Below are 11,601 nucleotides of genomic sequence, written 5' to 3'. Positions count from 1 at the left end.
CACGAGGCTTCACGTTATAGTCAATCACGCGCTTCACGCACACCAGGGCTTTCATCGCGAGGCGTCCTTTCATCCAAAACCAATGGGTGCGGCATAATTCGCGCTTACGTAAACGTCAACTATACTTGCAGCCATGCGCTACCTTATCCGCGATGCGCCATCGTTCAGCCACTAGCACAAACAAAAGGGGCGCCGGTTGCCCGACGCCCCTTTGCAATCTTGCCGTGGTGCCTGGCGATCAGGCGACCGCGCGCACTTCGGCAACGATCTTCTTGGCGGCATCGCCCAGATCGTTGGCAGGAACGATCGGCAGACCCGAATTGGCCAGAATGTCCTTGCCCTGCTGGACGTTGGTGCCTTCGAGGCGGACGACGAGCGGAACCGAGAGGTTCACTTCCTTTGCTGCGGCGACAATGCCGTCAGCGATGATGTCGCACTTCATGATCCCGCCGAAGATGTTGACGAGAATGCCCTTCACTGCCGGATCCTTGAGGATGATCTTGAAGGCAGCCGTTACCTTTTCCTTGTTGGCGCCGCCGCCCACGTCGAGGAAGTTGGCGGGAAATTCGCCATTCAGCTTGATGATGTCCATCGTGGCCATCGCCAGACCTGCGCCGTTGACCATGCAGCCGATGTTGCCATCGAGCTTGATGTAGGCGAGGTCATACTTGCTGGCTTCGATTTCCGCCGGATCTTCCTCGGTTTCGTCACGCAGAGCGAAGACATCGGGGTGGCGGTAGAGCGAGTTCGAATCGAAGCTCATCTTGGTGTCGAGGACGAGCAGGTTTCCGTCCTTGGTTTCCACCAGCGGGTTGATTTCGAGCATGTCGCAATCCAGCGCTACGAAAGCGTTGTAGAGCTGCTCGGCGATCTTGCCGGCCTGCTTGTTGAGATCGCCCGAAAGCTGGAGCGCATAGCCGACGGCGCGGCCGTGGTGGGGCATGAAGCCTTCTGCCGGATCGATGGTGATCGTGGCGATCTTTTCCGGCGTGGCGTGGGCGACTTCTTCGATGTCCATGCCGCCTTCGGTGGACACGATCATGGCGACGCGGCTGGTGGCGCGATCGACAACCATCGAGAGGTAGTATTCCTTGGCGATATCAACGCCATCGGTCACGTAGAGGCGGTTCACCTGCTTGCCAGCTTCGCCGGTCTGCACGGTGACGAGGGTATTGCCGAGCATTTCCTTGGCGAATGCTTCAACTTCCTCGACGCTCTTGGCGAGGCGCACGCCGCCCTTGGCATCAGCAGGCAGTTCCTTGAACTTGCCCTTGCCGCGGCCACCGGCGTGGATCTGCGCCTTCACGACATAAAGCGGCCCGGGCAACTGCTTGGCAGCGGCAACGGCTTCTTCAACGGTGAGCGCGGCAATGCCGGCCGGGATGCCGACGCCAAACTTTGCGAGCAGTTCCTTGGCCTGATATTCATGGACGTTCATGCGTGATCCCCGACTTGAATGGCGTTCCGGCGTTGACCGGAAAACCGACAGGCGCGCCACCATCGGCGCAAAGGTATGCGCCCCCGATGGCGCTTTGAGTCGCTATGCCTTAAGCACAGCAAGCAGGGCTTGAAAAGGGGCGTAAATGCGAGGTATCCACCTATCTTTGATAACAACTCGCAATTGCAGAACCATACATAGAGCCGTCACGATCAGGGGCGCGCGATGATCGACTATGACCGCCTTCACGCTATCGTCCGCGCTGCGGGGGAAATGGCGCTCGCCCTCTGGCCCGGTCACGGCCACGCGCCGCAGGTATGGGAAAAGACTCCCGGCAGCCCGGTGTGCGATGCGGATATTGCCGTCGATGCCTTTCTGAAGCGCGAATTGGGCGCATTGTTGCCATCGGCCGGGTGGCTGTCAGAAGAAACCGTAGACCATCCTGACCGACTGGACCGGGGCCTGTGCTGGCTGGTCGACCCGGTAGACGGCACGCGCGATTTCGTGCGCGGGCGGCCCGGCTGGTCTGTCTCGGTGGCGCTGGTGAGCGAAGGGCGGCCGCTGATCGGCGCATTGAGCGCACCGGCGCGCGGCGAATATTGGGCAGCGGTTGCCGGGAAGGGTGCGACGCGCAACGATGTGCCACTACAGGCCAGCACGCGCACGGTACTGGCCGGTTCGCGCGTTCCGGCTGACAGTTTGCCGAAAGCCGATGCCGATCTTGTTGTTGTGGACAAGCCCAATTCCATCGCGCTGCGCATCGCGATGGTCGGCGCGAACGAGGCCGACCTGCTGGCAACACTGCGCTGGGGTTTTGAATGGGACATCGCGGCTGCCAGCCTGATCGCGCGCGAGGCAGGTGCATCGGTCAGCGATGCTTTCGGGCAGCCCTTGGCCTATAACAAGCGCGATCCGCGTGCATTCGGATTGCTGGTGACTGCGCCAGCGATTCACGCAGCAGCGGTCGACCGGTTGGCCGACCGCGCCGCCAAAATGGTTTAGGGTCAGGACCTAAAAATCCTCGGTGTCGATGGTGGGGAGGATCGCTCCGGCATAGCGGTGGCCAGATACCGTCTGCTGGTTGATCAGCGCATCGACTTCTGCGGCGACAGCGGCGGGCACTTCCCAATCCCAGCGCGCGATGTTCTCTTCGAGATGGGCGATCTTGCCGGTGCCGGGGATCGTGACGATGTGGTCCCCGCGCGAATGCACCCAGGCGAGGCTGAGCTGTGCAGGGGTAACGCCTTCACGCGCGGCAATAGCGTTGAATTGGTCGATCAGGGCAAGATTCTTCGGCCAGTTATCGCCCATGAAACGCGGCATGGCTTTGCGAATATCGCCATCGGGCAGCGCGGCAGGATCGCGCAAACCATTGGCGAGCACCCCGCGTCCGACCGGCGAAAAGGCCACGAAGGTTGTACCAAGTTCGCTGCACGCATCGAGAACCGCAATTTCCGCCTGCCGCGTCCACGGCGAATATTCGGTCTGCATCGCGGCGATGGGGTGAACCGCAGCAGCGCGGCGCAGCGTATCAGCCGACATTTCCGACAGGCCGATGCCACCGATCTTGCCTTCCTTCACAAGGTCCGCCATCGCGCCGACCGATTCCTCGATTGGCACGTTCCGGTCACGCCGGTGCATGTAATAAAGGTCGATGTGGTCGGTCTGCAGCAGCTTGAGCGAAATTTCGAGTTCACTGCGGATCGTATCGGGATGGCAATCGACCCCGCGTTTCTCTCCGCTGGCGAAGATGCCCATCTTCGACGCGAGATAGACCTGATCGCGCCGCCCCTTCAGCGCAATGCCGACCTGCGTTTCGTTGTGACCAAGGCCATAAAGGCGCGCGGTATCGAAATGATCGTAGCCGATATCGATCGCCCGGTGGAGCAGGCGGATGCCATCCTCCTCACTCGGCCTGCCAGAATAAGCCCAGCTCAGCGACATGCAGCCAAGGCCAACGGGATTTACAGAGCGTCCGTTGATAGAGCGGCGTTCAATCGGCATGGGCAATCTCCTTTGTGCCACGCCGATGCCAGCCTGCGCCGACAGGGGTCAACCGCGAAACGGAAGGATGACAACAAAAACGGCGCTGCCCCCAAGGGAGAGCAGCGCCGCTTGTTTGTGAAAGTGACGGTTACTGGCCGCTGCGCGCAGCGTTCACATCATCCTGGCTGATCGGAACAATCTTGATCTCGACACGGCGGTTGGCCGAACGGCCCTGTTCGGTATCGTTCGATGCGATCGGCTGCGATTCGCCAAAGCCCTGGCTGCGGATACGGGCATAACCAACCCCACGCGAGGTCAGGTAATCGGCCACAGCGCGAGCGCGACGTTCCGAAAGCGCCTGATTGTAGGCGTCCGATCCGGTGGAATCGGTATGACCATAAACGTCGATCAACGAATTGGGATACTGCACCAGCGACTGGGCGACGCGATCAAGCGTTGCGCCGAAAGCAGGCTTCACAGTGGAACTATCCACATCGAACGTCACACCGTTCGGCAGGTTCACGAGAATGGCGTTACCGCCATCGGTTTCGGTTACGTCCACACCGGTACCTGCAGTCTGTTCGCGAAGTTCGCGAATCTGCTTGTCTTTCTGGTAGCCGATCACGCCACCGGCAACGCCACCGATTCCTGCACCAACGATACGACCCGTTTTGCCACCGATCAGGCCGCCCAACAGTGCGCCACCCAGCGCGCCGCCGATGCCACCGATAGCGGTGCGGGAAACCTTGCGCTCTCCGGTGTTTGGATCGGTAACGCAGGCAGAGAGGCTGACCAGCGAAACTGCACACAAGCTTGACATCATGATGCGGCGAATTTTCATTTCCTGTCCCCTTTGACCGGCTTCCTGCCCCGAATTTAGCGACAGGACGTCGTAATGACAGGTCAAAATACGCCCGGTTTGGCTGAACGGTTCCCGAACGTAAAATGTCATTGCTGTGACAGGGTACGTGATGGGGAACAATTGCGTGCCTATTCGCCTTTTGCGGGAAATCTGTTAGGGGCCGTTTCGTGACACCTTATCCTTGGTCTGATGTCCTGGTTATCCTGGGCCTCGTTGTGCTCAACGGCTTGTTTTCCATGTCGGAACTGGCAATCGTCTCGGCACGTCCGGCACGATTGAAAGTGGCGGCGGAGGAGGGCAGCAAGGGTGCGAAGACCGCACTGGCGCTCGCTTCCGATCCCGGAAAATTTTTATCGACCGTGCAGATCGGCATCACGCTCGTCGGCATCATTGCCGGTGCCTATTCGGGTGCCAGCCTTGGTGGACCGACGGCTGAGCGGCTGGCCGCTTGGGGAGTTCCGGCGCGCTACGCCGACGATGCGGGCTTTGCGATCGTCATTGCAGTGACCACCTACCTCAGCCTCGTCGTCGGCGAACTTGTGCCAAAGCAACTGGCACTGCGCGCTGCCGAACCGATCGCCAAGATCGCAGCCCCTGCGCTGGCGCTGATGTCGAAAGTGGCCGCGCCATTCGTGTGGCTGCTCGACAATTCATCGAGCCTTATCATACGCTTGCTGGGCCTGAAACAGGGAAGCGAACAGGAGGTCACCGCCGAGGAACTGCACATGATCTTTGCCGAGGCCACGCGATCGGGCGTGATCGAGGAGGAAGAGCGCGCGCTGATGACCGGCATCATGCGGCTGGCCGAACGCCCGGTGCGTGAAGTGATGACGCCGCGCACCGAACTCCACTGGATCGAGCGCCGCGCACCCGAAACCGAATTGCGCGCGGCAATTGAAGACTCACCCCACTCGCTGTTGCTGGTGGCGGACGGATCGGTAGACAAGATCGTGGGCGTCGTGAAAGTGCGTGACGTGCTTTCCACCCTGCTGCGCGGGCGCAAGGTGCAGCTTGGCCGGCTGATGAAGAAGCCTGCCATCGTGCCCGATCAACTCGACACGATGGACGCACTGGGCATGATCCAGCAGGCCGAAGTGGCGCTGGCGCTGGTGCATGACGAGTATGGCCATCTTGAAGGAATCGTTACCCCGGCAGACCTTCTCGCCGCCATCGCGGGCAATTTCGTTGGCCACGCCGATGCGGGCGACGAACCGATGGTGGTGGAGCGCGAGGACGGCTCGCTGTTGATCGCAGGCGCGCTTCCCGCCGATGCGCTGGCAGACCGGCTTGGCATCGACATGCCCGATGATCGCGAATTTGCCACGACTGCGGGTTACTGCCTTTCGGTGCTGAAGCGTCTGCCCAACGAGGGCGAACACTTCACCGATCAGGGTTGGCGTTTCGAAGTGGTCGATATGGATGGCCGCAAGATCGACAAGCTGCTGGTTTGCCGCAAGAAAGCCGCGCAAGTCGTCGAGCCGGAAGGCGACGCCTAAGAGGCAACGAAAAAGGGGCGCCCTGTCGGACGCCCCTTTCCTTTTCAATTTGCTCTGACAATCAGCGCGGCAGTTCGCTCACGCCCATCAGCGCCTGGTCCACGGCACGGGCGCACTGGCGGCCTTCGCGGATCGCCCATACGACGAGGCTCTGGCCGCGGCGCATATCGCCGCACGAGAACACGTTGTCGACGCTGGTCTTGTAATCGACGACGTTGCCCTTGACGTTGCCACGCGGGTCAAGCTCGACGCCGGACTGTTCGAGCAGACCCTGCTTGCGCGGACCGACAAAGCCCATCGCCAGCAGGATGAGGTCTGCCTTGAGCACGAATTCGCTGCCTGCGACTTCCTGCATCTGGCCGTTTACCCATTCCACGCGGACGCATTCCAGACCGGTAACGTCGTTTTCGCCAATCACGCGCTTGGTCAGCACCGCAAACTCACGCTCGCAGCCTTCCTCGTGGCTGGACGAGGTACGCAGCTTGAGCGGCCAGTTCGGCCATGACAGCGCCTTGTCTTCCTTTTCAGGAGGCTTGGGCATGATTTCGAGCTGGGTGACCGAAGCCGCACCCTGACGGTTCGAGGTGCCAACACAGTCCGAACCGGTATCGCCGCCGCCGATCACCACGACATGCTTGCCGGTAGCGAGAAGCGAGCCGCGCGGCGCGGCGCGCAGTTCGTCGTCTCCTGCGTTGCGCTTGTTCTGCTGGGTCAGGAATTCCATCGCCATGCGCACGCCGGGCAGTTCTGCACCGGGGATATTGAGGCCGCGCGGATCTTCCGCACCGCCCGCCAGCACCACCGCGTCGAAGTTTTCCTGCAGCGAAGCGAACGAGACGGTCACGCCCACTTCGACGCCCGTGCGGAACTGGACGCCTTCGGCCTCCATCTGCATCGCGCGGCGATTGATGTGGGTCTTTTCCATCTTGAAGTCGGGGATGCCGTAGCGCAGCAGTCCGCCGACGCGATCGTTCTTTTCGAACACCGTCACGGAATGGCCAGCGCGCGCAAGCTGCTGCGCTGCGGCCATGCCGGCAGGGCCAGAACCGACGATGGCAACTGACTTGCCGGTCTTCTTCGCCGGAACCTGCGGCTCGATCCAGCCTTCCTTCCACCCGCGATCGACGATGGCACATTCGATCGATTTGATGGTGACCGGCTGGTCCACGATGTTCAGCGTGCAAGCTGCTTCGCACGGGGCGGGGCAGATGCGACCGGTGAACTCGGGAAAATTGTTGGTCGAATGCAGGTTGGTCAGCGCATCGCGCCAGTCACCTTCATAGACCAGATGATTCCAGTCGGGGATCTGGTTGTTCACCGGACAGCCGTTGTGACAGTACGGAATACCGCAGTTCATGCAGCGCGATGCCTGGCCCTTGAGGCCGGAATCATCGTGCGGGATCACGAATTCGCGATAGTGCTTCAAACGTTCCGCAGGCGCATCATAGGTGCGATCCTTGCGGTCGATTTCGAGAAAGCCGGTTGCCTTGCCCATTGTAATCTAACCCTTACTCAGCCGCGACCGACGCGGCTTCGAGGCGCTCGGCCTCCATCTGGCGGAGCGCACGCGCATAGTCGCGCGGCATGACCTTGACGAACTTGCCCAGCGCCGCATCCCAGTTGTCGAGAATTTCGCGCGCACGGTTGCTGCCGGTGTAGAGGTGATGACGTTCCACCAGCACCCGCAGGCGTTCCGCGTCATGACGCAGCATGTCACCCATGCCGTAGTCGTAGACGTCAACCCCACGCTGCTGCGGACGGCCCGCACCATCGTCTTCGTCACGCTCTGCCGAAACCGGGACGACATCGACCATCGCGCCATTGACGAGCTTGGCGAAATTGCCATCGACGTCATAGACATAGGCCACACCGCCCGACATGCCCGCCGCAAAGTTGCGCCCGGTGCGTCCGAGCACGACGACAACGCCGCCGGTCATGTATTCGCAGCCATGATCGCCGGTGCCTTCGACAACCGCCAGCGCGCCCGAATTGCGCACTGCAAAGCGTTCACCGCCCACACCGTTGAAGTACGCCTCACCGGCAATCGCGCCATAAAGCACGGTGTTGCCAACGATGATGTTCTCGGTCGGATCACGTTCGACATGCGAAGGCTGGCGCACGATCACCCGACCGCCCGAAAGCCCCTTGCCCACATAGTCGTTGGCATCGCCGACGAGATCCAGCGTTACGCCATGCGCAAGGAACGCGCCGAACGACTGGCCCGCCACACCCTTGAACGAGATGTGGATGGTGTTGTCGGGCAAGCCCTTGTGGCCATACTTCTTCGCCACTTCACCCGAAAGCATCGCGCCGACCGTGCGGTTGACGTTGATGACCTTGCGTTCGAGACGAACAGGTTCGCCCTTGTCCAGTGCCGAGGCGCTGGCCGCGATCAGATCCTGATCGAGCGCGGCTTCAAGACCGTGATCCTGCGTCTCGCTCCAGTTCAGGGTCGTGCCCGCAACGGGATCGACCTTGTACAGCAGCTTCGACAGATCGACGCCCTGCGCCTTCCAGTGCGAAACCGCCTTGTTGGTATCGAGACGATCCACGCGACCGACCATTTCGGCAATCGTGCGGAAGCCCATTTCGGCCATGATCGCGCGCAGTTCTTCAGCAACGAAGAAGAAGTAGTTGATCACATGCTCCGGTTGACCGGTGAAGCGCGCGCGCAGCACCGGATCCTGCGTGGCAACGCCAACCGGGCAGGTGTTCAGATGGCATTTGCGCATCATGATGCAGCCAGCAGCGATCAGCGGCGCGGTGGCAAAGCCAAACTCGTCCGCGCCCAGCAGCGCGGCCACGGCCACGTCGCGGCCGGTGCGCAGGCCACCGTCGGCCTGCACGCAGATGCGGCTGCGCAGGTTGTTGAGCAGTAGGGTCTGCTGGGTTTCGGCAAGACCGATTTCCCACGGAGAACCCGCGTGCGTCAGCGAGGTGAGCGGGGATGCGCCCGTGCCGCCTTCATAGCCGGAGATCGTGACGTGATCCGCGCGCGCCTTGGAAACGCCCGCAGCCACAGTGCCCACGCCCACTTCGGACACCAGCTTGACCGAGATACGCGCGCCGGTGTTCACGTTCTTGAGATCGTGAATGAGCTGCGCAAGATCTTCGATCGAGTAGATATCGTGGTGCGGCGGCGGCGAGATCAGGCCGACGCCGGGCGTGGAGTGGCGGGTCTTGCCAATGGTCTTGTCAACCTTGTCGCCCGGCAGCTGGCCGCCTTCACCGGGCTTTGCGCCCTGCGCCATCTTGATCTGCACGTCGTCAGCATTGACGAGGTATTCCGCCGTCACGCCGAAGCGGCCCGAGGCCACCTGCTTGATCGCAGAGCGCATCGAATCGCCGTTCGCCATCGGCTTGAAGCGCGCCGGGTCTTCACCGCCTTCACCGGTGTTCGACTTGCCGCCGATGCGGTTCATCGCCACGGCCAGCGTGGTGTGCGCTTCCCACGAGATCGAGCCATAGCTCATCGCGCCAGTGGCGAAACGCTTGACGATCTCGCTCGCCGGCTCGACTTCGGAAATGTCGACAGGCTGATCGGCCTTCTTCAGTTCCATCAGCCCGCGGATGGTAAGCATCCGTTCGGACTGGTCGTTGATCGACTGGGCGAATTCACGATATTTTTCAGGCGTGTTGCCGCGTACCGCGTGCTGCAGGCTGGCGATGTTCGATGCGGTCCAGGCATGTTCTTCACCACGCAGGCGAAGCTGGTACATGCCGCCAACGTCCAGCATCTTCTTGTAGATCGGGTTGTCGCCATAGGCCGTAGCGTGACGACGCACGGTTTCTTCTGCGATTTCCTTGAGGCCGACGCCTTCGATCGTGGTCGCCGTGCCGGTGAAATAGGCATTCACGAACTCGGTCGAAAGACCCACGGCGTCGAAGATCTGCGCACCGCAATAGGACTGGTAGGTCGAAATGCCCATCTTGGACATGACCTTCAGAATGCCCTTGCCGATGGCCTTGATGTAGTTCTTCTTTACATCCTTCGGCTCGAGCGGAAGCTCCTTCGACACGCGGATCTGTTCCAGCGTTTCAAACGCCAGATAGGGGTTGATCGCTTCTGCGCCATAGCCCGCCAGCACGCAGAAGTGGTGCACTTCGCGCGCTTCGCCAGTTTCCACGACAAGCCCGGTCTGCATACGCAGGCCCTGACGCACGAGGTGCTGGTGAACGGCAGCCGTTGCCAGCGCCGCGGGCATCGGAATGCGGGTTTCGCACTGCGCGCGGTCCGACAGGATCAGGATGTTCTTGTCGGCCAGCACCGCTTCGGTGGCAGCCCAGCACATTTCCTTGATCGCCATTTCAAGGCCATCGGCCCCGGTAGCGGCATCCCATGTGGCGTCCACAGTGGCGGTGCGGAACGCGCCGTCAAGCGCGGCTTCGACCGAGCGGATCTTTGCCACTTCCTCGTTCGTCAGGATCGGCTGATCGACTTCGAGACGCTTGTGGCTGCCGGCATCGTGGCCGAGCAGGTTCGGGCGCGGCCCGATCATGCTGACCAGCGACATGACCAGTTCTTCACGGATCGGATCGATCGGCGGGTTGGTGACCTGCGCGAAGTTCTGCTTGAAGTAATCGTAGAGCAGGCGCGAGCGGCTCGACAGAACGGCAATCGGCGTATCGGTGCCCATCGAACCCAGTGGATCGTCACCAGCCACAGCCATCGGCTCAAGGAACTTGGTCACGTCTTCCTGCGTGTACCCGAAGGCCTGCTGGCGATCGAGCAGCGAGGTGGTTTCAACCGGCAGCGCGGCCAGTTCAGGCTCGATCACATCGAGCTTCTTCAGGTTGTACTGCGCGGAATCCAGCCATTCCTCGTAAGGCTCGGCGCCTGCGAGTTCAGCCTTGATTTCCTCGTCCTCAATGATCTTGCCCTGCTCCATATCGATCAGGAGCATCTTGCCGGGCTGCAGGCGCCACTTGCGGACGACATCTTCCTCACGGAAAGGCAGGACGCCGCTTTCGGACGCCATGCAGATCAGATCGTCGCGCGTGATCGAGAAGCGCGCGGGACGCAGGCCGTTGCGATCCAGCGTTGCGCCGATCTGGCGGCCATCGGTGAAGGCCACCGCAGCAGGGCCGTCCCACGGCTCCATCAACGCGGCGTGATATTCGTAGAACGCACGACGCTTGGCATCCATCAGCGGATTGCCAGCCCATGCTTCGGGGATCAGCATCATCACCGCATGGGCAAGGCTGTAACCACCGGCCAGCAGCAGTTCCAGCGCATTGTCGAGGCTGGCGGTGTCCGACTGGCCGTGCGGGATCAGCGGCCACATCTTGTCGAGATCGGGGCCAAGAAGCTCCGATTCCATCGTGCGGCGGCGCGCGTTCATCCAGTTGACGTTGCCGCGCACGGTGTTGATTTCACCGTTGTGCGCAATGAACCGGAACGGGTGCGCCAGCTTCCAGCTTGGGAAGGTGTTGGTCGAAAAACGCTGGTGGACGAGGCCCAGGGCCGAAACGCAATCGGGATCGCGCAGATCATCGAAGAACGAGCCGACCTGGTTGGCCAGCAGCAGGCCCTTGTAGACGATCGTGCGGGTCGAGAAGCTCGGCATGTAAAGCTGCGTCACGCCGGGAAGACCGTGCTTTTCAGCCATCGCCGCTAGCGGGTTCTGCGTCTGCTTGCGGATGGCCAGCAGCTTGCGCTCGAACGCATTCTGATCAGGCGTGTTCGGCCCGCGCTTGATGAAGCACTGGCGGATGACCGGCATCTGTTCGATCACGGTCTTGCCAAGGCCGTCGAGCGTGGTCGGCACGTCGCGCCAGCCGATCAGTTCCTGGCCTTCCTTGGCGATGAACTTCTCGAA

At 61.5% G+C, this 11,601-nt stretch carries 7 protein-coding genes; 2 read left to right on the top strand and 5 right to left on the bottom strand.

Features of this window, described 5'->3' with window-relative positions:
• Positions 1-238: 238 nt before the first annotated feature.
• On the bottom strand, positions 239-1,438 hold the full coding sequence (gene sucC / locus ACOVQ0_RS13030) for an ADP-forming succinate--CoA ligase subunit beta (protein WP_421885108.1): 1,200 nt from the start codon (positions 1,436-1,438) through the stop codon (positions 239-241).
• A gap of 225 nt (positions 1,439-1,663) precedes the next feature.
• Here sucC and ACOVQ0_RS13025 point away from each other — a divergent pair, with 225 nt between their 5' ends.
• Positions 1,664-2,440, top strand: a complete 777-nt coding sequence (locus tag ACOVQ0_RS13025; protein ID WP_421885106.1) for a 3'(2'),5'-bisphosphate nucleotidase CysQ — start codon at positions 1,664-1,666, stop codon at positions 2,438-2,440.
• 9 nt (positions 2,441-2,449) lie between these two features.
• Here ACOVQ0_RS13025 and ACOVQ0_RS13020 read toward each other — a convergent pair whose 3' ends face one another.
• Together ACOVQ0_RS13020 and ACOVQ0_RS13015 are read right to left on the bottom strand one after the other, a co-directional pair.
• Entirely contained in the window at positions 2,450-3,442 is a 993-nt protein-coding gene (locus tag ACOVQ0_RS13020; RefSeq protein WP_421885104.1) for an aldo/keto reductase, read from the bottom strand.
• 130 nt (positions 3,443-3,572) lie between these two features.
• Entirely contained in the window at positions 3,573-4,265 is a 693-nt protein-coding gene (locus ACOVQ0_RS13015) for an OmpA family protein (RefSeq protein WP_421885103.1), read from the bottom strand.
• A 188-nt stretch (positions 4,266-4,453) separates the two neighbouring features.
• On the opposite strand from ACOVQ0_RS13015, the gene ACOVQ0_RS13010 reads away from it, so the two are divergent.
• On the top strand, positions 4,454-5,782 hold the full coding sequence (locus tag ACOVQ0_RS13010) for a hemolysin family protein (protein WP_421885101.1): 1,329 nt from the start codon (positions 4,454-4,456) through the stop codon (positions 5,780-5,782).
• A 61-nt stretch (positions 5,783-5,843) separates the two neighbouring features.
• Here the strand turns inward: ACOVQ0_RS13010 and ACOVQ0_RS13005 are convergent, their stop codons facing one another.
• Entirely contained in the window at positions 5,844-7,277 is a 1,434-nt protein-coding gene (locus ACOVQ0_RS13005; protein WP_421885099.1) for a glutamate synthase subunit beta, read from the bottom strand.
• Positions 7,278-7,290: 13 nt separating this feature from the next.
• Positions 7,291-11,601: glutamate synthase large subunit (gltB, locus tag ACOVQ0_RS13000; protein WP_421885097.1), on the bottom strand; the 4,311-nt coding region annotated here is incomplete at its 5' end.

This window comes from Novosphingobium sp., from assembly GCF_049240505.1.
Lineage (GTDB): Bacteria > Pseudomonadota > Alphaproteobacteria > Sphingomonadales > Sphingomonadaceae > Novosphingobium.
Note: the sequence above shows the minus strand (reverse complement) of the source record. Positions and strands in the feature narration are given on the sequence as shown.

What these genes read in the sequence shown, in the direction of transcription:
- sucC (WP_421885108.1), bottom strand. Translation starts at nt 1,438, where the DNA reads ATGAACGTCCATGAATATCAGGCCAAGGAACTGCTCGCAAAGTTTGGC.
- ACOVQ0_RS13025 (WP_421885106.1), top strand. Translation starts at nt 1,664, where the DNA reads ATGATCGACTATGACCGCCTTCACGCTATCGTCCGCGCTGCGGGGGAA.
- ACOVQ0_RS13020 (WP_421885104.1), bottom strand. Translation starts at nt 3,442, where the DNA reads ATGCCGATTGAACGCCGCTCTATCAACGGACGCTCTGTAAATCCCGTT.
- ACOVQ0_RS13015 (WP_421885103.1), bottom strand. Translation starts at nt 4,265, where the DNA reads ATGAAAATTCGCCGCATCATGATGTCAAGCTTGTGTGCAGTTTCGCTG.
- ACOVQ0_RS13005 (WP_421885099.1), bottom strand. Translation starts at nt 7,277, where the DNA reads ATGGGCAAGGCAACCGGCTTTCTCGAAATCGACCGCAAGGATCGCACC.